This is a genomic window from Dyella acidisoli (genome assembly GCF_030160295.1).
In the GTDB taxonomy this organism is placed as follows: domain Bacteria; phylum Pseudomonadota; class Gammaproteobacteria; order Xanthomonadales; family Rhodanobacteraceae; genus Dyella_B; species Dyella_B acidisoli.
In genome coordinates, this window is record NZ_BSOB01000057.1 from 78,887 (window position 1) to 103,558 (window position 24,672).

The 24,672-nt window shown below is 60.1% G+C and carries 16 protein-coding genes; 9 read left to right on the forward strand and 7 right to left on the reverse strand.

Going from position 1 to position 24,672, the window contains the following annotated elements:
* Positions 1-114: 114 nt before the first annotated feature.
* The 3 genes from QQJ86_RS20595 to QQJ86_RS20605 all read left to right on the forward strand — a co-directional run bounded on the left by QQJ86_RS20595 (position 115) and on the right by QQJ86_RS20605 (position 5,858).
* Positions 115-2,826: a M16 family metallopeptidase gene (locus QQJ86_RS20595; protein WP_284322855.1), complete on the forward strand. Its 2,712-nt coding sequence runs from the start codon at positions 115-117 to the stop codon at positions 2,824-2,826.
* Positions 2,827-3,118: 292 nt separating this feature from the next.
* Positions 3,119-4,069 (forward strand): glycosyltransferase family 2 protein, encoded by a 951-nt coding sequence (locus QQJ86_RS20600; RefSeq protein WP_284322856.1) that lies wholly within the window; start codon positions 3,119-3,121, stop codon positions 4,067-4,069.
* 7 nt (positions 4,070-4,076) lie between these two features.
* Complete coding sequence (locus QQJ86_RS20605; protein WP_284322857.1) at positions 4,077-5,858, forward strand: ABC transporter ATP-binding protein; 1,782 nt, start codon at positions 4,077-4,079, stop codon at positions 5,856-5,858.
* An 8-nt stretch (positions 5,859-5,866) separates the two neighbouring features.
* Here the strand turns inward: QQJ86_RS20605 and QQJ86_RS20610 are convergent, their stop codons facing one another.
* Positions 5,867-7,078 carry an MFS transporter gene (locus QQJ86_RS20610; RefSeq protein WP_345782839.1) on the reverse strand — a complete coding sequence of 404 codons (1,212 nt, stop codon included), beginning with the start codon at positions 7,076-7,078 and terminating at the stop codon, positions 5,867-5,869.
* A 124-nt stretch (positions 7,079-7,202) separates the two neighbouring features.
* Between QQJ86_RS20610 and QQJ86_RS20615 the strand changes: the two genes are divergently transcribed.
* Both QQJ86_RS20615 and ppk1 read left to right on the forward strand, forming a co-directional pair.
* Complete coding sequence (locus tag QQJ86_RS20615; RefSeq protein ID WP_284322858.1) at positions 7,203-7,988, forward strand: AraC family transcriptional regulator; 786 nt, start codon at positions 7,203-7,205, stop codon at positions 7,986-7,988.
* Positions 7,989-8,132: 144 nt separating this feature from the next.
* Positions 8,133-10,262 carry a polyphosphate kinase 1 gene (gene ppk1, locus QQJ86_RS20620; protein WP_423372974.1) on the forward strand — a complete coding sequence of 710 codons (2,130 nt, stop codon included), beginning with the start codon at positions 8,133-8,135 and terminating at the stop codon, positions 10,260-10,262.
* Positions 10,263-10,439: 177 nt separating this feature from the next.
* Here ppk1 and QQJ86_RS20625 read toward each other — a convergent pair whose 3' ends face one another.
* Positions 10,440-10,997: an NADPH-dependent FMN reductase gene (locus tag QQJ86_RS20625; protein WP_284322860.1), complete on the reverse strand. Its 558-nt coding sequence runs from the start codon at positions 10,995-10,997 to the stop codon at positions 10,440-10,442.
* Between the two features lie 444 nt (positions 10,998-11,441).
* Between QQJ86_RS20625 and QQJ86_RS20630 the strand changes: the two genes are divergently transcribed.
* Complete coding sequence (locus QQJ86_RS20630; RefSeq protein WP_284322861.1) at positions 11,442-13,055, forward strand: sensor domain-containing diguanylate cyclase; 1,614 nt, start codon at positions 11,442-11,444, stop codon at positions 13,053-13,055.
* Between the two features lie 73 nt (positions 13,056-13,128).
* On the opposite strand, the gene QQJ86_RS20635 is transcribed toward QQJ86_RS20630, so the two are convergent.
* From QQJ86_RS20635 to QQJ86_RS20655, 5 genes are all read right to left on the reverse strand, one after another.
* Positions 13,129-15,399: a thiamine pyrophosphate-dependent enzyme gene (locus QQJ86_RS20635; protein WP_284322862.1), complete on the reverse strand. Its 2,271-nt coding sequence runs from the start codon at positions 15,397-15,399 to the stop codon at positions 13,129-13,131.
* 43 nt (positions 15,400-15,442) lie between these two features.
* Complete coding sequence (locus tag QQJ86_RS20640) at positions 15,443-15,910, reverse strand: nucleotidyltransferase family protein (protein ID WP_284322863.1); 468 nt, start codon at positions 15,908-15,910, stop codon at positions 15,443-15,445.
* Between the two features lie 8 nt (positions 15,911-15,918).
* A complete protein-coding gene (locus tag QQJ86_RS20645) occupies positions 15,919-16,188 on the reverse strand; it encodes a GDCCVxC domain-containing (seleno)protein (protein WP_425604603.1) in 270 nt (89 codons plus the stop codon).
* 10 nt (positions 16,189-16,198) lie between these two features.
* Positions 16,199-16,750 carry a GNAT family N-acetyltransferase gene (locus QQJ86_RS20650; protein ID WP_284322864.1) on the reverse strand — a complete coding sequence of 184 codons (552 nt, stop codon included), beginning with the start codon at positions 16,748-16,750 and terminating at the stop codon, positions 16,199-16,201.
* 193 nt (positions 16,751-16,943) lie between these two features.
* The gene (locus tag QQJ86_RS20655) at positions 16,944-18,113 is read right to left on the reverse strand and encodes an acyl-CoA dehydrogenase family protein (protein ID WP_284322865.1); all 1,170 of its coding nucleotides are present in this window, start codon (positions 18,111-18,113) and stop codon (positions 16,944-16,946) included.
* 749 nt (positions 18,114-18,862) lie between these two features.
* On the opposite strand from QQJ86_RS20655, the gene QQJ86_RS20660 reads away from it, so the two are divergent.
* The 3 genes from QQJ86_RS20660 to QQJ86_RS20670 all read left to right on the forward strand — a co-directional run bounded on the left by QQJ86_RS20660 (position 18,863) and on the right by QQJ86_RS20670 (position 24,532).
* Entirely contained in the window at positions 18,863-19,753 is an 891-nt protein-coding gene (locus tag QQJ86_RS20660; RefSeq protein ID WP_284322866.1) for a DMT family transporter, read from the forward strand.
* Between the two features lie 381 nt (positions 19,754-20,134).
* Positions 20,135-21,406: an efflux RND transporter periplasmic adaptor subunit gene (locus QQJ86_RS20665; protein WP_284322867.1), complete on the forward strand. Its 1,272-nt coding sequence runs from the start codon at positions 20,135-20,137 to the stop codon at positions 21,404-21,406.
* An 18-nt stretch (positions 21,407-21,424) separates the two neighbouring features.
* Positions 21,425-24,532 (forward strand): efflux RND transporter permease subunit, encoded by a 3,108-nt coding sequence (locus QQJ86_RS20670; protein WP_284322868.1) that lies wholly within the window; start codon positions 21,425-21,427, stop codon positions 24,530-24,532.
* Positions 24,533-24,672 lie beyond the last annotated feature (140 nt).

Consider the following 24,672-nt stretch of genomic DNA (forward strand, 5'->3'; position numbering starts at 1 on the left):
CACGATACCCTGTCTTTACCTGGTGCGCGCGTGTCTCTTCTGGCACTTCGGCAAATATGCGGCAATGTGGCAACATTCCATGATCTACCGTTGTCCTCAACAAGGATCCCGTACATGACGTCGAGCCCGTTCAAGACATTGGCATGGAGCATATTGCTGGGTGTGGGTCTGGTGAGCGCCAGCATCCCGGCCCGCGCCGACGCGCCCGCGACGTCCAAAGCCGTCGCCAACGATAACAACGTGCTGCACGCCACCCTCGACAACGGCATGCGTGTGGTGATCGTGCGCGAAACGCTGTCGCCGATGGTTACCACGCAGATCACCTATCTAGCTGGCGGCTATCAGACGCCGGATGGTTTCCCCGGTACGGCGCATGCGCTGGAACATATGATGTTCCGCGACAGCAAGGGCATGACCGGCGCCCAGCTCAACGAAATGACCGGCAAGATGGGTGCGGACAACAACGCCTTCACCACCAACGACGCCACGCAGTATTACTTTGTGGCGCCATCGAATTATCTCGACCTGCTGTTGCGCATCGAATCGACGCGCATGAACGGCGCGCTGCTCACCCAGCAGGAGTGGGAACGCGAGCGTGGCGCGATCGAGCAGGAAGTATCGCGCGATATTTCCGAACCGGAATTTCTGGCCTTCCAGAAGGCTGAGCGCATTCTGTATGCGGGCACCGGTTATCAAGACGATCCTCTGGGCACGCGCTCGTCGTTCGGCAAGACCACGGCCACGGACCTACAGAAGTTCTACCAGGATTGGTATACGCCCAACAACGCGCTGCTGGTGATCGTGGGCGATGTAGATCCGCAGCAGACGCTGGCGAAAGTGCGAGAGCTGTTTGACAAGATTCCAAAGCGCACGTCACCTGAGCGCGTGGCCCTGAAGCTGCAGCCCGTAAAACCGGAGACCATTGCCTCCACCACGCCACGCGGCACAGGCTCCGTGCAATTCATGTATCGCATGCCAGGCATGATGGACAAGGACAACGCCGCTGCGCAGGTACTGCTGGATGTACTCACCAATGCGCGCAGTTCATTGTCGGCCCTTGCGGTGCAAGGCAAGGTGCTCAGCACTAATGCGCAACTGCAGCCTTTCAGCTATGGCGGCGTTGGTGTGATCGAAGTGAGCTTTCCCAAAGGTGGCGACGCCAAGAAAGCGCAAGGGGATCTGGAAAGCGTCATCGATGACTTGCTGAAGAACGGCGCACCTGCCGACCTGGTCGAAGCGTCGAAACGTTCGGAAATCGCACAGGCCGAATTCAACAAGAACAGCGCAGTGACGCTCGCCAGCGCGTGGTCGCAGTCCATCGCCTGGATGGGCCTGAATTCACCTGAGGAAGCCGAGGAGCAGATCCGCAACGTCAGCGTGGACGACGTGAACCGTATAGCGCGGCAATATCTGAAGTCGAGCGAGCGCGTGACCGTGGTGCTCACGCCCGACGAGAACGGCAAGCGTCCGCCGGATAGCAGCGGCTTTGGCGGTTCCGAATCCTTCAACAGCAACGATCGTCTGGATGGACCGCTGCCCGATTGGGCCACTGAAAAACTCAGCAAGCTTGAGATGCCGCGCTGGACGCTGGCGCCGGTGGAAATGAAGCTGGATAACGGCATCCGCCTGATCGTGCAACCGGCCAGCATCAGCAAGACCGTCACGGTGATGGGCCACATCGACAACAATCCCAAGTTGCAGGAGCCGTCCGGCAAGGACGGCGTGTCACGCCTCCTCGGCTCGCTGTTCGATTACGGCAGCGCCACACTGGATCGCGATGCATTCCACAAGGCGCTGGACGACATCTCCGCCACCGAAAACGGTGGCACCGATTTCGGCGTGGCCGCGCTCAGCAACCAGTTTGATCGCGCCGTGCAACTGCTGGCCGACAACGAACTGCACCCTGCCCTGCCCAAGGAAGGCTTCGATGTGCAGCAGGAAACGTTGGCACGCGCGCTTGCGGGCGAAATGCAATCGCCGCAGTACAAGATGATGAAGGCACTGCGCGCCGGTTTGCTGCCTGCCGGCGATCCGGATCTGCGCCTGCCCACGCCCGACTCCATCGGGTCGCTAAGCTTGCAGGACGTCAAGGATTATCACGCGAAGACCTATCGCCCCGATCTCACCACCATCGTGGTCGTTGGCGATGTGACGCCCGAACAAGCCAAGGCCACCGTGCAACGCTACTTTGGCCAATGGAAAGCAGAAGGCCCGAAGCCTGATGTGATCTCCAAATCGGTACCCGTGAACCCCACCGGCTACGTGGTGATCGACAACCCGTATGCCTCGCAGGATCAAGTGCTGACGGGCCAGATGCTCGCGCTCACCATGCACAACCCGGACCGCTATGCCTTGCAGTTGGGCAACAACGTCCTCGGTGGCAATGGTTTCGCTTCGCGCTTGATGACCGACATTCGTGTGAAGCACGGTTACGCGTACGGTGCAGGTTCCGGCATGCACTTCGACCGTTCGCGCTCGATCTTCTTCATCCAATACGGTAGCGATCCAGACAAGGTCGCGCCCGTCAATGCGTTGATCCGCCAGAACCTGGTCGACATGCAGACCACGCCGATCAAGCAGAGCGAGCTCGACAACGCGCGCCAGTATGAGATCCGCTCCATTCCCGTGGGCGTCTCAAGCATCAGCAGCATCGCGCGTTCACTGCTCGATTGGGCGTGGCACGGCGAACCATTGAATCAGCCGATGGTGGCAGCCAAGCACTACTTCACGTTGACGCCTGCGCAAGTGCAAGCGGCGTTCAAGAAGTATCTGAAGCCGGAGAGCCTGATGCAGGTGGTGCAGGGGCCGCCGCCGGCGAAGCATTGATACATGTCCATCCCGCTCCCTTGTGCGGAGCGGGATGGACGAGAAAAACATGATCGAATTCCGTGTAAATACACGGATTTACGCACATCTTTGCGCGACGTATACTCCATTTCGTGCTATGGAGGCGTAGGTCATGCATGCCGCCAAAGTTTTCAAAATGTGCAATCCGCAGGCCTCCCGCACGCCAGCTGACCTGGCGCACGAACGCCCAGAAACGTGTGGGCGCCTGCGGAATCACCGGGACACACCACTCGCTCCTCCAATTCTCAGACAAGCATGATCGGAGAACATCATGCGACCTGTCGTCTCGATCATCGTGCCGATATTCAATCGCCCGCACTTTCTGCGCGCTGCGGTCGAGTCGGTCTTCGCACAGACCTTTGGGGATTGGGAGCTGATTCTTGCCGATGATGGCTCCGGCAGCGAAACGGTCGCGTACATGCACCAGCTGCAACAGCAACAACCACGTGTCAGGCTGCTGCGACTCCCGCACCGCGGTAACGTCGCGGCCGTGCGCAACGCTGGGTTGCGTGAGGCGTCCGGCGAATACATCGCTTTTCTGGATACCGATGACGTGTGGGTTCCTACCAAGTTGGAAGCACAGATCGCTTCCCTGCGTGCGAAGAGCGACCGCAAGTGGAGCTACACCGGATTCCGCCTGGTCGACGCATCACTGACCCCCCTGCCCAGGGCACCGCAATTCAGTGCGGCGGATGGCTGGATCATCGATGCCCTGTTGCGTGCAGAGACCACGATCGCACAGTCGAGCGTAGTGGTCCGCCGGGACTTCTTCGATGAGGTAGGCCCGTATGACGAGTCGATGCGATGGTGCAGTGACTACGAGCTTGCGGCGCGCTTCGCGCTACGTGGCGCAGCCGACTGTATCGATCAGCCGCTCGTTATGATCCGACGCCATACAGAGCACTGCTGTGACGATGTGAGTGCCTGCCACGACGTCGTCGTCGCGCTCAAGACGATCCGTCGATACGCCATGGGTGCCCACACCCGGGGGATCTTGCACAGGCGGATCGCCATGGCTTCCGCGTTCCTCGCGAGGAGTCAGGCAGTGTATGGATTCAAGCTATCCGCTCTTGCCACCGTGCTTGGGAGCGCGCACTACTCGTGGCGTTACAGTCAGTGGTGGTTGATCGCGGCGGAAGCGACCGCGCGGGCACTGATTCCAACATCCGCGCAGAACGTCCTGCGCCGGGCGCGTTACGCGCTCAGGCCCCGGCATTCCTGAGCCCCTCATGTCAACAGTACTCGCTCTTTGGCGCTTGCTCGATCATCGTCAGCGGTGGCGGCTGGTCGGGTTGCAACTGCTGTCGGTGGTGATGGCTTTCTGCACGGTCGGTGGCATCGCCTCCGTCGTTCCTTTCTTCACCGCGCTCGCCAATCCGTACATCATCCAACACAACGCGATCCTGCAAGAGATTTTCCGGCGCCTGCAGTTCAGCAGCGAGACTTCGTTCCTGATTGCTTTAGGAGTGGCCTTTGCCGCGATGGTTCTGCTGTCGAATGTCGTGAATCTGTTCGGGCAGCTGGCGATCAATCGGTTTGCTTACCGGGTCGGCGATATGCTCTACGTTCGCCTGTTCCATGGATACCTGCTACGCGACTACGCATTCCATCTGCGCAACAACAGCTCGGTGCTCGCCACCAAGGTACTGCACGAGACCGCGCGCGTGACGTCGGGGCTTCTGCAGCAAGGACTCCTCCTTGTAACGAATGCCATAACGGTGCTCTGCGTCGTCGCCTCTATCGTGTTGCTCAATGCCCCGGTCGCCGTGGCCGTATTTGCGGGGCTGGGCGTGATCTATGCGGTAATCTACGCCTTTGCCCGCGAGCAGTTGCTGCGCAACGGAGAGGCCGCAGGCCGTTATGGCGCCGAGCGGGTCACCACAGTCAATGAGAGTCTGGGCGCCATCAAGGAAATCCTTCTGATGCAAGGTCGCGAGCTGTTCGTGCAGCGATTCGCCCGACAATGCAGAGCGTACTCGCGTGCGTTATTCAGCATCTTTGCTGTCTCGCAGAGTCCGCGATATATCCTCGAATGCGTGACTGTTATTTGCCTCGTTGGTGTCGCCCTGTATTTTCGCAGCCGCGCCGGTGCCGCCGGCCCGTGGGTAGCCCAATTGAGCTTCGTCGGATTTGCCGCATATCGACTGCTACCGTTGCTGCACCAGGCATTTACCGCGGTAGTGAAGATTCGTGCCGACCACCCCGCATTCGTCAGCATCAACCTCGACATGCCCCGCTTTCCGCCTGAGGAGATGCTACCTCCCAGCGAAGCGGAACGAGCGATGTGGCACGGCAGGCCACGCGAGGAAATCCGCTTGCGCGAGGTGTGCTTTCACTATGCAGCCGATCGCCCCGCGGCGATCTTGAACGTCTCGCTCGCTATTCCCGCAGGCTCGGTCGTAGGTTTCATAGGGAGCAACGGTTCCGGCAAGACGACCCTGCTCGATCTGGTCAGTGGATTGCTCGCACCGCAATCGGGATGCATCGAGGTTGACGGAGTGACGCTCGACAACACGAATTGGAACGCGTGGCGCTCCACCATCGCCTATGTCCCACAGCAGGCATTCCTGCTCGATGCGACGTTTGCGGAGAATATCGCGCTGGGTGTCCCCACTGAGCAGATCGAGATCGCACGTGTGGAAACAGCGGTACGGCAGGCGTGCCTGGAGGAGTGCGTGGCAGCCTTTCCCAACGGCCTTCAAGAGCGGCTCGGCGAGCGCGGTAGCCGTTTGAGCGGTGGGCAGCGACAACGGCTAGCCATTGCGCGAGCGCTGTATCGCGATGCTTCAGTGTTGATCATGGATGAAGCGACGAGCGCGCTGGACATTGCCGCCGAAAGCGAGATCGTCGAGATGCTCAACACGTTGAGAGGTGATCGCACCATAATCGTCGTCGCGCATAGAACCCAGTCGTTGCGCTACTGCGATCTGATCTTCGAGCTAGAGGGCGGCAGGATCGCTCGAGACGGAACGTATGGCCAGATCTTGGCGACGCCCAGGGTGTTGGCCTAAGAACGGATTCACGCACGCTGACGCTTTTCCAGATCCGGCAAAAACACCGCCAGCACGCCAATCAACGGCAGATACGCGCACAGCGAATACACGTAGTCGATACCGTGCGCATCCGCCACGCGGCCGAGCACTGCAGCACCGATGCCGCCCATGCCGAACGCAAAACCAAAGAACAATCCGGAGATCATGCCCACGCGCCCCGGAATCAGTTCCTGCGCGTAAACCAGAATGGCCGAGAACGCCGAAGACAAAATCAAACCGATCAGCACGGACAACACGCTCGTCCAGAACAGGTTGGCGTGCGGCAACGCCAGCGTGAACGGTGCGACGCCGAGAATCGAAATCCAGATCACCCACTTGCGCCCTACCCGATCGCCCACCGGCCCGCCTATCAGCGAACCCGCTGCAACGGCGAACAGGAAAATAAACAGATGCATCTGCGCCGCCTGCACGGAAACGCCAAAGGTGTGGATCAAATAGAAAGTGAAGTAGCTACTGATGCTGGCGAGGTAGAAATATTTGGAGAAAATCAGCAACCCCAGCACCAGCAGACACAGGTACACCTTGCCGCGACTCAACGCTTCACCGGCGACATGACGCACCATCTTGCTGCGGCTGACGTGATGCAGTTGATACCAGCGTCCCACCTGCATCAGCACGACCATCGCCAACAAGGCAGCCAGCGAAAACCACGCCACGCTACCGCGCCCGTGCGGCACGATGATCCAGGCTGCCAGCAGCGGTCCAAGCGATGACCCGGTATTGCCACCCACCTGGAACAGCGACTGCGCCAAGCCGTGCTGGCCGCCCGATGCCAAGCGCGCCACGCGCGAGGATTCCGGGTGGAACACGGAAGAACCGGTACCGACCAGCGCAGCGGCCAGCAACAGCACCTGGAAATTCGGCGCCGTAGCCAACAGCAGCAAACCGCAAAGCGTGAAGCCCATGCCCACGGGTAAGGAATAAGGCATCGGCTTGCGATCGGTCACCGTGCCAATCAGCGGCTGCAGCAGCGAAGCGGTGATCTGATAGGTAAGCGTGATCAGGCCCACCTGCCCGAAACTGAGCTGGAAATCGTTCTTCAGCAGCGGATAGATCGCAAGAATCAACGACTGGATCATGTCGTTGAGCAGGTGCGAAAAGCTGATTGCGCCAAGGATGCCGTAATCCGTGCGCGGTGCGGTCGATGGCAGGGAAACCGATTCGGCAGAGTTCTGCATGATTTGGGGGATTGGGGACGGCGAAATTGCCGGTTGCAGGACGCCACCTTAAAGTAGCCTCCTTCGGCCCGCATACACTATCGGGTCAACTTCTGTCGAAATTGGGCCAGACGCAAGGCACGGCATGCGAAACACCCGGGTCATTGGCTACGAAGACATACCGCGCGACGTCGTCGCCACCGGCAACGACTACGCCGCCGGTCACGTCTTGCCGGGTCACGCCCACAAGCGTGGTCAGTGCCTGTACGCCATCACCGGTGTGCTCACCGTCAACACCAGCGAGGGCAGTTGGGTCGTGCCGCCGACGCGTGCTTTGTGGATTCCCCCAGGTGTGACGCATGCGGTGCACATGGGTGGCTTTACGAGCACGCGCAGCGCCTATGTGCTGCCTGAAGTCGCGAAGAAAGCAGGACTTCCCGCACGCTGCACGGTCATCAGTGTGTCGCCCCTGCTGCATGCCCTGCTATCGGAAGCCGTGGATCTTCCGGCCGAATACGCACTCGGCGGACGCGACGATCACTTGATGCAACTGCTCGTAGCAGAAATCGCCCGCATGCCGTCCCTGCCCCTCAGCACGCCGCTACCGCAGGAGCCACGACTCGCCAACCTGTGCCGCGCACTGCTCCAATCACCTTCATTGGACATGGACATCGATACGATGGCGCGGAAGGCTGATATGAGCCGCCGCAGCTTTACACGCCTGTTCCGCGAGCAAACCGGCATGAGCTTCAGCGACTGGCGACAACAGGCCTGCCTGCTCGCCGCGCTGGCACGGCTCGGCCGTGGGCAGCCGGTGACGCGCGTCGCGATGGAGCTCGGCTATAGCAGTACCAGCGCCTTTACCGCCGCATTTCGGCGTACGCTGGGGGCTGCACCCAGTCACTACCTGGCAACCAAAGACCTGTCATGACAGGTCGTTTCTGCGACTGATGTCATAACCATGTCAACGCGCAGCTACACCATGTCAGCACCGTGGCACACTCGACCCAATGACGCCGCCACGGACAATCACCGGAATGATGCATTGATGAGCAAACGCAACGACCAAGACGCCATGTCAGCCGCCAGCGCCACTGCACCCGAAATCGAAGCTGCTCCCGTCGTCGATCTCAATGACAAGGGACACTACATTCACCGAGAACTGTCGCAACTGCAGTTCAACAACAGGGTGCTGGAGCAGGCGCTGGATGAGCGCACGCCGTTGCTTGAACGCTTGAAGTTCCTGCTGATCTTCTCCAGCAACATGGACGAGTTCTTCGAGATCCGCGTGGCCGGCCTCAAGAGCCAGCTTGCCTTCGGTCACGAGATCGTCGGGCCCGACGGCATTCCGCCCAAGCAGGCGTTGACGGAAATCAGCGATATCGCGCACCGCCAAATCGCGCGCCAATACGCCATCCTCAACGAGCGTCTGCTGCCGGAACTTGATCGGTACGGCATCCGCATCGTGCGCCGCGAGAACTGGTCGCCAGCGCAAAAACGCTGGGTGCAGCGCTACTTCCGCCAGGAAGTAGCGCCGATGATGACGCCGATCGGCCTCGACCCCACTCATCCGTTCCCGCTGCTGGTCAACAAGAGCCTCAACTTCATCGTCGAACTGGAAGGCGTAGATGCCTTCGGCCGTGATTCGGGCCTGGCCATTTTGCCAGCGCCGCGCGTGCTTCCGCGCATCATGCGCTTGCCGGAAGACGTGTGCGAAGGCGGCGAAAACTACGTGCTGCTGTCGTCGATCATTCATGCCCATGCGGAGGAACTGTTCCCCGGGATGGAGGTGCTCGGCTGCTACCAATTCCGTCTTACGCGCAACGCCGATCTCACCATCGATCCGGAAGAAATGGACGACCTCGCCCGCGCACTGCGCGGCGAATTGTTCTCGCGCCGCTTCGGCGACGCGGTGCGACTGGAAGTGGCGGACAACTGCCCGAAGAAACTCACCGATTACTTGCTCAAGCAGTTCGGCCTGACCGAGGCGGAACTGTACGAGGTAAACGGCCCGGTGAACCTGACGCGCATGTTCGGCATCATCAATCGCAGCGACAGTCCGCATCTGCAATATCCGCCCTTCGTGCCTGCCATTCCCAAGGCATTGAAGAAAGCGGAAGACCTGTTCCAGGTGATCAACAAGCAAGATGTGTTGCTGCTGCATCCTTTCGAGTCCTTTGCACCGGTGGTCGACCTGGTGCGCCAAGCGGCGAAAGATCCGGCCGTACTGACCATCGAGCAGACGCTGTACCGCACTGGCGCCACCTCCGAAATCGTCGACGCACTCGTGGAAGCCGCACGCGCCGGCAAGGAAGTGATCGCGGTGGTGGAACTGCGCGCGCGTTTCGATGAGGAATCCAACCTCAGCCTGGCCCAGCGTCTGCAGCAAGCCGGCGCAGTGGTGATCTACGGCGTGGTCGACGTGAAGACCCACGCCAAGATGATGCTGATCCAGCGTCGCGAGGGCCAGAAACTGCAGCGCTACGCGCACTTGGGCACCGGCAACTACCACAGCGGCAACGCGCGCCTGTATACCGACTACAGCCTGCTCACTTCTGATGCAGCGCTGTGCGAAGACGTGCACAAACTCTTCAGCCAACTCACCGGCATGGGCAAGCTCCTGAAGATGAAGAAGCTGCTGCATGCGCCGTTCACGCTGAAGAAATCGCTGCTCGAGATGATTGCGAGCGAAACGGCGCACGCCCAAGCTGGCAAGCCGGCGCACATGATCATCAAGATCAACGCACTTACCGATGCGAAGATGATCCGTGCGCTGTACAAAGCCAGCATCGCCGGCGTGAAAGTGGATTTGCTGGTCCGCGGCATGTGCTGTCTGCGTCCAGGCATTCCTGGCGTTTCGAACAACATCCGCGTGTGCTCGATCGTTGGTCGCTTCCTCGAACACAGTCGCGTGTATTGGTTTGCCAATGACGGCGACGAACGCATGTATCTGGCCAGCGCCGACATGATGGAACGCAACCTGGATCGCCGGGTCGAAACCGGCTTCCCGATCGAGGACAAGAAACTGCGCCTGCGCATCCGCAAGGAGCTGGATCTCTACCTCACTGACAACACCACCGCGTGGCAATTGCACACGGACGGCAATTACTCACGCCTGCAACCGAACGACGGGCAACCGGCACACGACGCGCAGCAGCAGTTGTTGGAGAAGTATTGCGGCGCGGGCGCGCCTGCTGCGCCTTGATTGCTGCCCTGCTTTTTTATTCCCTCTCCCCTCGGGGAGAGGGTTGGGGTGAGGGGTCAAGGCTTGCCTGAAGCCTCAAAAAAGCGACGCTACGACTGACCAGCATCGCAAGATTGCCCCCTCACCCTAGCCCTCTCCCCAGAGGGGAGAGGGAACGAAAATCAGTGTGTAGTCGCATCACGCGTGTACGTGCCGCTTCACCCACTCCACGTAACGATCCACAAACCCCTGCAAGAACTTCTTCGTGCTGTCGACACCGACATTGCCCTCGTCGTCGATCAGGCCATCGCTGAATTTCACGAATACCTCAGGCTGCCCCATCAGCGGTACATCCAGATAGGCAAGGATATTGCGCAGGTGCTGCTGCGCCATCGCCGTGCCCGTGCCACCCACGGAAATCCCGATCACCGCTCCCGGTTTATTGGCAAACGCGCTGCTGCCATAGGGGCGCGAGGCAATATCGATGGCATTCTTCAGCACACCCGGAATCGAGCGGTTGTATTCAGGCGTGACGAATAACAAGGCATTCGCAGCCTTGATCTGCGCCTTGAGCTGTTGGCAGACCGGTGGGTAGTCACCGTCGAAATCCTGGTTGTAGAGCGGCAAGTTGTCGATGCGTATGTGCTCGAACGACAGTTCCTCCGGCGCCAGCTTCTCCACCGCCTTCGCCAGTTTGCGGTTGAACGAATCCCTGCGCAGGCTGCCGACCAATACCGCCACCTTGATTGCCGTCATGTCTTTCTCCTGAGGGAAAGTTCGGTAAGTGCGCTTACGGGCATCGGGCAACATGCGCCAACGGTGTGCTATCCAGCGTGAAATGGTGCGAATAGACATATGCCGAAGCGCTGGCACGTGTCATGCATAACAGGGAGACGGGCGTTTTGCTACGCGACAACGCGCCCACAATGGCGGTAACGTTCTTTCAGGGATTGTCCGCGATAGTCAGGGGAGTAGCAGGCCACCAGAAAGCCTGCCAGCCGCGGAGCAACCCATCCAACTAATAAGAAGCGGAAGCGTAGGACCACTTCAAGGATCGGGGGAATTGAGGTGTCGGGGGAGGCTGTGTGCAAACCAGGCCTGTTGCAAAGGTGGCTTTTGGCCGTCTTGCTGTTCTTTTGCGCGCTGCCATCCCCGGTCCAGGCTAGTGGGAGCACCCCGCTGAAGGGGGCTTGGCGCGAAGTGACGCGGAACGACACGCCTGCGTCAGCCTTGGATGCATTCCGACAAGGCGTGTTCAAACCTTTCAATCCTTCGTTGCTGCAGCGGTTTCCGCGCAATGACCTTGGCAGTTGGGTGGTATTGCAGCCGAATGCGGCCGGCGCGGAAGAAGAGCGCGTCCTGTCGATTTATCCCGCCCCACCGGGGTCGGTCACGCTCTATGACGGCCAGAACCATGGCCGCACGCTTGCCATGGACAATGTCGATGGCGCCCTCCATGGCCATGGGCGACTGGCATTTCATCTTCCCGGCGGCCAGGGAACGCCGCGACCGATGCTGCTGAAATTCGAACCCAGCGGCACCCTTGCCGCGCCCGAACACTTCGAACTGCAAAGCCTCGACGACTATCTGCGCGAAGACGCCAACTGGCTGGCCTTTGCCACGGCATGCTTTGCCGTCATGGTGGCGATGGCGCTGATGGCGCTGTGCTTTGCCATCATGCTGCGTGACGTGACCTTTGCCTGGTACACCGGCTACATGCTTTGCTACGTAGTGGTGCAAGGCGTGCAGACCGGCTTTCTATTCCATCCGCTTGGCCTGGGCTGGCTGGCCGGATCGGAAGTGCTGGTGGGCGCGTCGGCAGTAGCGCTGTCGGTATCGTTCGCCGCGCTCTTCATCAGCCGCTTCTGCGACGTCCAGCGTTACGCACCGGCGTTACGCGTGCCTGTGGTGGCATTGGGTTTTGCCATGCCGCTGATCGTGCTGATGCGTTGCACCGGCATTTCCGAGTTGGTGATGATGGCGCAGACACTGGTCAATCCGGTGCTGATCCTGGGCGCACTGCTGTTGCTGCTGACGGCGCTGGTTACGGGCGCAAGAGGTTCGCGGCAGGCATGGTTTTTCCTCGCCGGCTGGACGCCGCTGCTCGTGCTGACCGCATTGACCAGCGCACAAGATACTGGCGCACTGCCGAGTCTCGACTGGCTCAATGACGCCAGCATCGGCATGGGCGCGTTCGAGGCGATCGTGCTGTCGCTGGGCTTGGCCGACCGCGCGCTCACCATGCGGCATGATCGCGACAGCGTGCGCGTGCTGGCCGATCGCGATGCACTCACCAATATCCTCAACCGGCGTGCCTGGTCTGAAGCCGCTACCCTGTTGCTCACTGATGTAGGCAAGTCGGATCGACTCATCGCGCTGTTGTTTTTGGATCTGGATCATTTCAAGGTGCTGAATGATTTGCAGGGCCATGCGGCCGGCGACCGCGCGCTGGTGACCGTAGCCCAGGTACTGAGCAGCGAACTTCGCCCCACCGATCTGCTAGGCCGTTATGGCGGTGAAGAATTCGTCGCCATGCTGCACGACGTGAACCAGGAGCAGGCCATGCAAGTCGCTACGCGCCTATGCCGACGCGTGCATCGTTTGGAAATTCCTGTCGACCAGCAAGATTTGCGGCTGAGCGTGAGCATTGGCCTGGCGATGCGCAGCATGGGCGATACACTCGAATCGATGATCGAGCGTGCGGATCAGGCGATGTATTTCGTGAAGCTCAATGGCCGCAATCATGCGCATGCGTATGAGCGGCGTGCGGAGATGTATGCCAATCGCAATCCGCCCAGACCAGGGAACAGTTAACCACATGGCCGTCATTCCCGCGAAAGCGGGAATGACGGCCATGAGGGTTACGATCCTTCATCAATACATAAGCTTACTTACGATCAGCAAGCTTCTTCGCCGCTGCGACGACTTCTACATCCCCCGGTAGCACCAGGAACGCAGCGCCCGCCAGTGGCGTATAGGTATCCGCGCCCACCACGCGTTCCAGCGGTGTACTGCCGCAACCGCCTTCCACGATGGCAGTGATCACGCCCTCGCCCACACCGGCGCTCTTGCGACCTTCGTCCAGAACGAGAATGTGCTTGGCGTTCTTCGCCTGCTTGGCAATGAAGGCATCGTTGAGCGGAGCAAGCCAACGCAGATCGACCACACGTACTTTCCAGCCCAGTTCTTTTTCGATGGTACGCGCCGAACGCAGGGCCATCGGTACACCGTTGCCGAAGGTGAAAATCACCAGATCGTTGGCCTCATCGTTGTAGACGCGGCCCTCGCCCAACGTCATCGCTTCGCCGGTTGCGGGATAAGTGAACTGCCACTGGCCGTCACCGGCTTCATAGAGATCCTTGGCCATGTACAGCGCGATCGGCTCCAGGTACGCGCACACGCGGCCATCCACTTTCGCCAGCGCCATCATCGTGCGCAGCATGGTGGCGGCATCGTCGCCGCGACTGGGACAACCGACGACGAGACCGGGAATATCGCGCAATGCAGCGATCGAGTTGTCATTGTGGAAGTGACCGCCAAACCCGCGCTGATAGCCGAGCGAGGCCACGCGCATCACCAGCGGATTGCGGTATTGGCCGTTGGAGAAGAACTGCAGCGATGCCGCTTCGCCGCGAATCTGGTCGCAGGCATTGTGAAAATACGCCAGATACTGGATTTCCGGAATCGGCAGCATCCCCATGTTGGCATAGCCTTGCGCAAGCCCGAGGATGACTGTTTCGTCGAGCAAGGTGTTGAACACACGATTGCCCTTGAAGGTTTTGTTCAAACCCTTGGTGACGGTGTACACGCCGCCCTTCTGCGCCACGTCCTCGCCGAACAGCAGCGATTCGGGATACTTCGCCATCAGGTCGTGCAAGGCCTGGTTGATCTGGATGGCCAGATGGCGCGGCGGCTGCTTCTCCGGCAACTTCTCTTCACCGCCGAACACGGCAACGCGTTTGTCCTGATAGTCGGTGCGTTCGGCTTCGGCTTTCACCTGACCCGGTGTGTACGGCGCGAGTGGTGTCATCACTTCGTCCAGGCTTTGCAGCCTGGGGCGGCGATCTGCATCTTCCGCCGCGGCAAAGCAACGCTTGCGCAGGGTTTCGTTCAAGGTGAGAAGTTCGTCCTTCGAATAGAGCCCCGATTCCAAGGCGATCGCAGCGGAACGCAGCAACGGATCGGACGCTTCCACCGCCACCAGTTCTTCGATGCTGCGCCACTCGATTTCGAAATCGGTGCCGGCATGGCCCATGATGCGCGTGGTCTTCAAATGCAGGAACGTGGGCCGACGCGTTTCGCGGCAATGATCCACCGCGCGCTGCACCTGCTCGTAACCGCTGGCCAAGTCCAGGCCATCAGCAAAGAAGTAATCCAGATCATTGCGATGCTGGAAGTTGTTCGCCACCCAACCGCTGGGCGTTTTCACCGAAATGCCGATGCCGTTGTCTTCGCAGACGAACAGCACGGGCGCAGGCAGCTTCTGATAGGCCGTCCATGCTGCAGCGTTGAACGCCGTTTGCGCGGTCGCGTGATTGCTCGAAGCATCGCCGAACGAGCAAATGGCGATGGAATCGTTGGGAATCGGCAAGGTATGTCCGATACGGCGCGCCTGCTCGATGGCGACGGCCGTGCCCAAGGCTTTGGGCAGATGCGAAGCAATGGTGGAAGTCTGCGGCAACACCCACAACGGTTTGCTGCCCCACACCTTGTGACGGCCGCCGGAAGCGGGATCTTCCTTGCTGGCGGCAAACGACAGCGCCGAATCCATCACTGGATCCATGCCCGGCAATTTGCGGAAGCGCTCGGCCATGAAACCGCCCGAGCGGTAATGCAGGAAGGCCGGATCGGTATGACGCGTCAGTCGCGCCACCATGGCATTGCCTTCGTGGCCGGAACTGCCGATGGTGTAGAACACTTTGTTTTGCACGCGCAGCACACGCGCCATCAGATCGAGATGGCGTGAAATCAGCTGCGATTCCAGCAGCTCACGGAAACCGCGTGCATCCAGCGCACTGCCCGGCAGCACGGATTCGTGGTCGCGCGGTTTGGCGCGCACGTCGCCCTGCCAAAGCTGCACGAACTCGGTGAAGTTCTGATCGACGATCTCGGCGCGGTTGAAGCCCTTGTGGCGGGCGGCGATGGGAGTGGCAGACATGATGGTGAAGTTCTCTAGGGTGATCGGTTTGGCGCGCTATGTTTTATAAAGCACGCAGCAGGTCGGCACGCGCAAAGTCTTTGGTGCGACCGAAGCTTTCAAAGATGCGGATTTGTTCGTCGCGTGCAGGAATCGGCACTTCGATGCCCGCGACGCTCACGTGCACGACGTGATTCAAGCGCACAGCTTGCCAGCCGTGCTCACCGTGCAGTTCAAGACCGCCCATGACTTCGAGCGGCATACCGGGAAATTGAAAACGGGCGAAGCACGAACGAAAGCGCTCAGCGCCGGCAGGCGTGTAGGACGTATCCAAGCGCGATGGCCATAACGCGATCAGACGCTGTGCATCCGCAACGCTGGTCAGCAGATCCAGATCGGCCGCCTCTACCGCCGCGCCGGCTAGCGCGGCAGCAGCGCTTCCGATCACCGCCCATTCGTCGCGGCAATGTGTGTGCAGCTGCGGCACGCTGGCCGCAATCACTTCGCACAAGGCCGGACTGAGCTGCATCATGGGCAAAGTCATTCCGGTTTTTGAGAGCGATGACCGCAGCATGCCGACTCGGCGCCATGGTCATTCGATGTGCTCGCGCTCTGCTGTATCGGCGGACACTTGACCGATCCATATGAGCAAAATACGCAGCAATCACCGGGCTTGGGTCGAAGCAACGCCTTGCAGTTCGGGCAATCGTAGAAAAACAGACAAGCATCGACGGGCATGGTTTCTTCTTGCGAGAAACCGCAATGCGGACAGGTGATGACGGATTGCAAAATAGGCTCGCTCACAGTCATGCCTCTCGATTCAACGCATCCCTCGTTTGAGCAACCACTCTTCGCGCGTTTGACCCCAGACTTCCACGGTGACGTCCTGATAGGGCTCCGGCAAGCGGGAATGACGCAGGAATCGGGAACCCAGGCGCTTGGCCAGTGCGATCGACGGGAGGTTGTCCGAGTTGATGGAATGGATGATGTCCGTCCATCCAAGATGCTCGAAACTCCAGTCGATGGCCGCTACTGCACCTTCGTACGCATAGCCTTTGCCCCAGGCTCCGCGCGCCAAGCCCCAACCGACTTCCTTGCCCGGCCAGCCTTCCGGCTGCCAGGGGCCAAGACGGCCGACCCAGTGGCCGGTGGCTTTTTCGATCACCGAAAACATCGAATAACCCTGAATCATCCAGGCACCCGCCAAGGTCAGAAAACCGCGCCACGCGACAGGACGCGATTGCATGCCGCCGATGAAATGCGCAGCCTCTGCATCGGCCATGTTCGCGGCGTAGGCGTCGAAATCCTCGCGGATGGGCGGACGCAGGATCAGGCGTTCGGTTTCGATGATGCGGATATCGTGGATCGACACGGTGCAGTCCTGGTTTTCGTCTCACCTGGAACCTGGCCCCTCTCCCCTCGGGAGAGGGGTTAGGGTGAGGGTACGATCAATGCGCGATAACCACGGCTTGTGCGAAAGGTCGGTATCGCGCTTCGCCCGAACCCTCACCCGCCTCTCGGCACCCTCTCCCAAAGGGAGAGGGGACTCACTAAGCCAGATCGCGCTAGAACGCGTTGATGCCAGTCAACTCGCGGCCAACCACCAGCTGATGCACCGTCTCCGTGCCTTCGTACGTAATCACCGATTCCAGATTCAGCGCATGACGAATCGCCGAATGCTCCACGGTGATGCCGGCGCCGCCGAGCATGTCGCGACAATCGCGCGCGATGTCGATCGCCATGCGCACGTTGTTCCACTTCGCCAGCGATACCTGGGTGGGCTCCATCTTGCCGGCATCCTTCAGGCGCCCAAGTTGCAGCGACAGCAGCTGCGCCATGGTGATGCGGCGGGCCATGTCGGCCAGCTTCAACTGGATCGCCTGATTCGATGCCAGCGGGCGGCCGAACAGCACGCGTTCTTGCGTGTAATCCAGCACTTCCTTCAAGCACGCCTGCGCGGCGCCGATCGGGCCCCAGGTGATGCCGTAACGCGCCTGCGTGAGGCAGCCCAGCGGGCCCTTAAGGCCCTTCACATTCGGCAACCGCTGCGCATCGGGCACGCGCACGTTGTCGAGGAACAGCGCGGAGGTGACCGAGGCGCGCAGGCTCATTTTCTTGTGCACTTCCTGCGCGGTGAAGCCCTTGGTATCGGCAGGAACGATGAAGCCCTGGATGCCGTCATCGGTCTGCGCCCACACGATGGCGATGTGCGCGAGATTGCCGTTGGTGATCCACATCTTCGCGCCATTGATGACCCAGTCGCCGCCGTCTTTCTTGGCGTGAGTCTTCATATTGGCTGGGTCAGAGCCGCCGTGCGGTTCAGTCAGGCCGAAGCAGCCGATGATTTCGCCCGCCGCCATTTTCGGCAGGTATTGCATCTTCTGCTCTTCGTTGCCGTAGGCGTAGATCGGATACATGCACAGCGAGCTCTGCACGGAAGCGAAGCTGCGCAGACCGGAATCGCCACGCTCCAGCTCCTGGCAGATCAAGCCGTAGCTCACGCCGTTCATGCCCGCGCAGCCGTATTTCTCTGGAATGGTGGCGCCTAGCAGGCCGAGATTGGCGATTTCCGGGACCAGTTCCGCCGGGAAACGGCCCTGGTCGAAGCAATCGCCGATGATGGGCAGCACTTTTTCGTCAACGAAACGGCCCACCGTGTCCTGCACCATGCGCTCCTCGTCGGTGAGCAGGGAACGGACGTCATAGAGGTCGAGTGGATTCAAGCGGGCTGCCATAGGAGTTCCAGGAACAGTCGGGGAAGCCCTACATTGTAGCGGGGGCGCCTGAAGGCGGTCATGCCGGGGTGCAACAGGGGCCGTCGACCCGGCGGCAAACAGCGTTCCTCCTAGGGCGCCGTCTCTCAGCTAGGCATGTCGTGGTGGTGGGTATTGCCTGCGGCGCTTCCGGGCCCTTTAGGCTCCGAAAGCTCCGAAAGCGCCGCAGGCAATCCCACAACAACCGCTGATGGTGTTTTCGGTGTCGACATCGACGAAGAGCCCGTCGATGAAATTCCGCTCCTTGCGCATAGGTGCTCCTGTGTCTGGACGGGCGCCATGCTAAGCACCCTGTAATTCAATTGCTCGTACAAACGCATGCGCTTAGTTCTGTTTGATGCGTGGTCAAAAGTAGTAGGCGATGTTTATGTAGACCCGGCCTTTCCAACGGTTGATGCCGCCAGCAGCCAAGCTTTATGCGCAGTTGCTGCCGCCGATGTACGGATCGTTGCGTCCCTCCAGCCATTCGACGTAGACCGAGCGAGAACGATGCCGGTGATCCAGCGTTGCACATCGTGGATTTGCGGATTGGACTTCGTAGAAATCAGCTCGGATCGTGCAACGAAAATTCCTTAGGATTTGTCATTCCCGCCCGGTATCCTGCATGCGGCACATGCAGGAAATCTCAGGTTCCGACTATGGGGACGAGGGAACCCTGCATCTGCTCATGGGCGCCGCGTTCTACCCAGTTGCTTCACACCGGAATTTGCATGGTCAAAGGTATTCTTCTCGGCTTCGCCAGCTTCGCGGCCTACGCGATCAGCGATGCCTTCGTGAAGTCACTGCACGGCTCGGTGCCGCCTTATGAATCGGTGTTCTTTGGGGCCGTGTTCGGGCTCTTTGCCCTGCCCTTCATCATGAGCAAGAACAAGGGAGATCGCTGGCGTGATGTGATCACGGCGCAGCGCCCTTCTTTGTGGTGGGTGCGCGCAGTAGCCGGCGCCTTCGGCAGCATCGCTTCCGTGACGGCGTTCACGCTGCTGCCGATGGCCGAAGTGTTCACGATGATTTTCCTGATGCCGATCTTTGTAACCATCCTCTCGGTGATCTTCTTGAAGGAGCACGTTGGCTGGCGCCGCTGGTCGGCGGTGGTCGTGGGCTTCGCCGGTGTGCTGGTGGTGTTGCGGCCCGGCTTTCGCGCGTTGGGCGTGGGCGACATCGCTGGATTGATATGCGGCCTGTTTGCCGCAGCATCCGTAGTGGCGCTGCGCATGGCCGGCCCGCATGAAAAGCGCATCAGTCTTTATGGTGCCGGCGTAGCCGGCCCGCTGATCATTGCTGGCCTGCTGATGCTGCCGCACTTTCGCTGGCCCAACTTGCACGAATGGTTTCTGCTCGCCGGTTACGGCCTGCTTGCCGCATTGGCCGGTGTGCTGTTGATGTACGCCACTTTGATCGCGCCAGCCAACCGCGTGGCGCCTACGCAATACAGCCAGATGCTATGGGCCATCGGTCTCGGCTATTGGCTGTTCGGCGACAAGCTCGACTGGCCGATGCTGATCGGCATTGTGATGATTCTGGGCGCCGGCCTGTTCACGCTGGTACGCGAAGAAAAAGTGACGCCATGGTGGAGGCGCCAGAAGATCGTGCTAGGCGATTAGGGTTGTAGATCGGGTTAGCGCAGCGTAATCCAACAAAGCCCCATCGAAGCGGCCAACATTGTTGGGTTACGCTGCGCTAACTCAACCTACGCAGCTAAGTTCAAGCTAAGCGGCCATGCGTAATTTCACCCTTAGCCCACACGCATGCGCTATCACTAGGTGGATGCCATCAACAGACCCAAAAACTCTTTTGTGCCAACGTGTTAATACGCTGAGGATTGGCAGGTTCGTGCCGATACATGTCAACCATGTGCGCGACGGTCCGTTAAAGCAGATTCCGACCGTCGCGTTGACGGCCATCAATCGCCTAAATTGCGGGCGGTGCATTTCGATAACTGAAAGCGCTCTTGTAAACTCGGGAGCGGGTATTTGGAGATGGTTATGAGTGCGGATAGCCCGCGAACAGCCGGATACTCTCGTCGCAACCGCGGCGTATGGATCGCAGTGGCGATCGTGGTGGCGGTCATCGCCATAGTGGTATTCCACCTCGTCAACACGAAACCGGCCAGGGTCGGCTCCCCTACTCAGGTCGTGAGCGTGGCCGCCGCGCATCAGGGTGACATGCCGGAGATCATCAACTCGCTCGGCACGGTCACGCCCCTGGCCACCGTCACAGTTCTGCCACAGTTGAGCGGGTACCTCACCGAAGTGGGCTACCAGGAAGGCCAGGATGTAAAGAAAGGCCAGTTCCTGGCTCAGATCGATCCGCGCCAGTACCAGATCAGCAAGCAGCAGGCCGAAGCGCAACTGGCGAAGGACCAGGCCACGCTCGATCAGGCGCGCACCGATCTGGGTCGCTACACGCAGCTCTACCAGAAGAAATCGATCGCCGAACAGACGTACATGGACCAGAAATTTCTGGTCGAGCAAACCGAAGCCGCGGTGAAGGCGGACAAGGCCAACATCGCGCAGTTCGATCTCGATCTCGCTTATTGCCGTATCACTGCGCCAGTGGACGGACGAGTCGGCTTGCGCCTGGTTGATCCAGGCAATTACGTCACGGCGTCTAGTTCAACCGGCATCGTGGTGATCACCACGATGAAACCCACCACCGTGCAATTCACCGTACCGCAGAATTCGCTGGGCAAAGTGCTGGACCGCACCAACGGCGGCGCGAAACTGCCCGTCACGGTCTACAGCAGCGACAACACCAAACAGCTCGCCACCGGCACGCTGTTTGCCATCAGCAACCAGATGACCACCAGCACCGGCACGGTGACGCTGCGTGCGAATTTCCCCAACGAGGACGAAAAGCTTTATCCGAACGAATTCGTCAATGTGCAATTGCTGGTGGATACGCTGCACAACGCTGTGCTGGTACCGACACCGGCCGTGCAAACAGGCGCACCGGGCGACTACGTATTTCTCGTGAATGCCGACGATTCGGTCTCGGTGCACAAGGTGACACTAGGGCCAAGCGATGGCCAATACACCGCCATTCTCTCCGGCCTCTCCCCAGACCAGACGGTCGTCACGGACGGCACGGATCGCTTGAGCGACGGCGCAAAGATCCGCGTTGCGCAAGCGCGGCCCGCAAGCGCAGGCAGTGCGGGCGCACCCGCGCCGTCTTCATCGGCCGGTGCATCGCATGGCAACGCAAGAAGAAAGCACAGCGCCGGTTCGGATGCCGGCTCCGCCTCCTCCGCGTCGTGACGAGCAGCGTGTGAACCAATGAATATCTCCCGCCTGTTCGTACTCAGGCCCGTGGCGACATCGCTGCTGATGATCGCGCTGGTGCTGGTGGGTTTGGTGGCGATGCGTTTTCTGCCCGTGTCGTCCTTGCCCAGCGTCGATTACCCGACCATCCAGGTGCAAACCTTCTACCCGGGCGCGAGCCCGGAAGTGATGGCCACCACGGTGACCGCACCGCTGGAAGTGCAGCTTGGGCAAATTCCCGGCCTCCAACAGATGACGTCGAGCAGCTCCGCCGGCGCATCGATCATCACCTTGCAGTTCAATCTGTCGCTCAATCTCGACATCGCCGAACAGAACGTGCAGGAGGCGCTCAACGCGGCCAACAGTTTGCTGCCCAGCGGTCTGCCTGCACCACCGACCTACGCGAAGGTGAATCCGGCCGATCAACCGATTCTCACGCTGGCCGTCACGTCGAAATCGATGTCGCTGACGCAGCTGCAGGACGTGGCGAACAACCGTCTTGGCACCAAGATTTCTGAAGTATCAGGCGTCGGCCTGGTGACGCCGTCCGGCGGCAACGTGCCGGCCGTGCGCGTGGAAGCCGATCCGCAGAAGCTCGCTTCCTACGGCCTCAACATCGACGATCTGCGCTCGCTGCTGGGCAACGTCAATGTGAGCCAGCCGAAGGGTAACTTCGACGGTCCTGATCTCGACTACACCATCAATGGCAACGACCAGATCCAGGATCCGAAGGATTATCTAGATACGGTGGTTTCCTACCAGAACGGTGCCCCCGTATATCTGCGCGATGTCGCACGCGTTACGCAGTCGGCGCAGAACGTCGAACAAGGCGCGTGGTACAACCAGACCCCCGCGATCATCTTGAACGTACAACGCCAGCCTGGCGCGAACGTGATCGCGACGGTTGACCAGATCAAGCTCATCCTGCCGCAACTGGAATCCACCCTGCCCGCCGGCATGCACGTGGAAATCGTCAACGACAGCACGGGTGTGATCCGTGCGTCGGTTGCCGATGCCGCGTTCGAGCTGATCCTGGCGGTGCTACTGGTGGTGCTGGTGATCTTCGTATTCCTGCGCAACCTGCCAGCCACCATCATCCCCAGCATTTCCGTGCCGGTGTCGTTGATCGGCACGCTGGCAATGATGTACGAGCTCAATTACTCCATCGACAACCTTTCGCTGATGGCATTGATCATTGCCACCGGCTTCGTGGTGGACGACTCGATCGTGATGATCGAGAACATCGTGCGCTATCTGGAGGAAGGCGAAACACCGCTGAATGCGGCGCTGATAGGTGCCGGGCAGATTGGCTTCACCATTCTGTCGTTGACCATTTCATTGATCGCAGTACTGATTCCCTTGCTCTTCATGGGCGGCGTGATCGGGCGGCTATTCAGTGAGTTCGCAGTCACGCTGGCCGTGACTATCGTGATCTCCGGTATCGTGTCGCTCACGCTGGTGCCGATGCTGTGCGCGCGCATTCTGCGGGCGCAGGCCGAGCGCCATCCCAGCCGCTTCGAGCGGATCAGTGAAGGCCTGTTCAACAAGCTGTTGCACTCGTACGAACGCGGCTTACGTTTCGTGATGGAGCATCAGACGGCCACCCTGGCGACCTTCGTGGTGACGCTGGCAATCACCGGGATTTTGTATGTAGTGATTCCGAAGGGCCTGTTCCCGGTGCAGGACGTCGGCGTACTGCAAGGCATCAGCATTGCAGACAACTCCGTCTCCTACAGCACGATGGTGGATCGCCAGGCGCAGCTTGCCGAGGCGATTCTCAAGGACCAGGACGTCATCAATCTCACTTCGTATGTCGGCATCGACGGCACCAACACCACGCTCAACAACGGTCGCTTCCTCATCAACCTGAAGGCGCGCGACGATCGTTCCGAAACCGCCGCCGAGATCGCGCGGCGCATTCAGGACGAAGTGGCGCACGTGCCAGGCATCAAGTTGTATCTGCAGCCGGAACAGGACCTCACGCTCGATACGACCATCTCGCCAAACCAGTACCAGTTCGTGCTGCGCGGCCCCAGCCAACAAGCCTTCCAGCAATACGTGCCGGCGCTGATCGAGCGCATGAAGCAGATCACCTCGATCACCGATGTCACCAGCGACTTGAACAACGAAGGTCTCAGCGTCAATGTCAATGTGAATCGCCAGTTGGCGGCGCGTTTCGGCATTACGCCCGCAACCATCGATAACGCCCTGTACGACGCGCTGGGGCAGCGCATCGTGTCGACCATCTTCAATCAGTCGAATCAGTATCGTGTGATCCTGGTCGCCAAGCCGGAAAAGTTGCCGACGCTGGAATCGCTAGGTGATCTGTACCTACCCAGCCAGACGGCAAGCAACGGCCAGGTACCGCTGAAGGCCATCGCCAAAATCGAGGTGGCCAAGTCGCCGCTGGTGATCAGCCATCTTGCACAGTTTCCATCGGTGACCATCTCTTTCAATCTGGCCAGCGGTGCGTCGCTGAGCAAAGCCGTCACCGAAGTGAATCAGGCCGAGCAGGCGGTGCACCTGCCGCCTTCGATCACCTCGTCGTTCCAGGGCGCGACGCAAGCGTTCCAGGATTCGTTATCCAGCGAGGTATACCTGCTGATCGCGGCGCTGGTAGCGGTCTATATCGTGCTCGGCGTGCTGTATGAAAGCTTCATCCATCCAGTCACGATTCTGTCGACGCTGCCTTCGGCGGGTATCGGCGCACTGCTGGCGCTGATGGTCGCCGGTGCGGATCTGGACATCATCGGCATCATCGGCATCGTGCTCCTGATCGGCATCGTGAAGAAAAACGCGATCATGATCGTGGACTTCGCGCTCGAGGCCGAGCGCGATCACGGCAAGCCGCCCGCAGAGGCGATCTTCGAAGCTTCGTTGCTACGCTTCCGTCCGATCCTGATGACAACGCTGGCGGCGATGCTGGGTGCGCTGCCGATGTTGCTCGGCACCGGCACCGGTTCGGAACTGCGCCGGCCGCTGGGTCTGGCGATCATCGGCGGTCTTACGTTGAGTCAGTTGCTGACGCTGTTCACCACGCCGGTGATCTATCTGTTCTTCGATCGGCTGGCGCAGCGGTTCCAGCGCAAGCCGTCGCTGGCGGCTGGGGATAGCGCGCCGTGACCTGGCGAGAAGCCCACTGCTTTCTTACGTTAGGACGTCCATTTGACCAGATGGGGAATCTTGTCCTGCCGTCATTCCCGCGAAAGCGGGAATCCATTTTGCTCTTTGTGGCATCCCTCAGATGGATTCCCGCTTTCGCG

What these genes read in the sequence shown, in the direction of transcription:
- QQJ86_RS20595 (WP_284322855.1), top strand. Translation starts at nt 115, where the DNA reads ATGACGTCGAGCCCGTTCAAGACATTGGCATGGAGCATATTGCTGGGT.
- QQJ86_RS20600 (WP_284322856.1), top strand. Translation starts at nt 3,119, where the DNA reads ATGCGACCTGTCGTCTCGATCATCGTGCCGATATTCAATCGCCCGCAC.
- QQJ86_RS20605 (WP_284322857.1), top strand. Translation starts at nt 4,077, where the DNA reads ATGTCAACAGTACTCGCTCTTTGGCGCTTGCTCGATCATCGTCAGCGG.
- QQJ86_RS20610 (WP_345782839.1), bottom strand. Translation starts at nt 7,078, where the DNA reads ATGCAGAACTCTGCCGAATCGGTTTCCCTGCCATCGACCGCACCGCGC.
- QQJ86_RS20615 (WP_284322858.1), top strand. Translation starts at nt 7,203, where the DNA reads ATGCGAAACACCCGGGTCATTGGCTACGAAGACATACCGCGCGACGTC.
- ppk1 (WP_423372974.1), top strand. Translation starts at nt 8,133, where the DNA reads ATGTCAGCCGCCAGCGCCACTGCACCCGAAATCGAAGCTGCTCCCGTC.
- QQJ86_RS20625 (WP_284322860.1), bottom strand. Translation starts at nt 10,997, where the DNA reads ATGACGGCAATCAAGGTGGCGGTATTGGTCGGCAGCCTGCGCAGGGAT.
- QQJ86_RS20635 (WP_284322862.1), bottom strand. Translation starts at nt 15,399, where the DNA reads ATGTCTGCCACTCCCATCGCCGCCCGCCACAAGGGCTTCAACCGCGCC.
- QQJ86_RS20640 (WP_284322863.1), bottom strand. Translation starts at nt 15,910, where the DNA reads ATGATGCAGCTCAGTCCGGCCTTGTGCGAAGTGATTGCGGCCAGCGTG.
- QQJ86_RS20645 (WP_425604603.1), bottom strand. Translation starts at nt 16,188, where the DNA reads ATGACTGTGAGCGAGCCTATTTTGCAATCCGTCATCACCTGTCCGCAT.
- QQJ86_RS20655 (WP_284322865.1), bottom strand. Translation starts at nt 18,113, where the DNA reads ATGGCAGCCCGCTTGAATCCACTCGACCTCTATGACGTCCGTTCCCTG.
- QQJ86_RS20660 (WP_284322866.1), top strand. Translation starts at nt 18,863, where the DNA reads ATGGTCAAAGGTATTCTTCTCGGCTTCGCCAGCTTCGCGGCCTACGCG.
- QQJ86_RS20665 (WP_284322867.1), top strand. Translation starts at nt 20,135, where the DNA reads ATGAGTGCGGATAGCCCGCGAACAGCCGGATACTCTCGTCGCAACCGC.
- QQJ86_RS20670 (WP_284322868.1), top strand. Translation starts at nt 21,425, where the DNA reads ATGAATATCTCCCGCCTGTTCGTACTCAGGCCCGTGGCGACATCGCTG.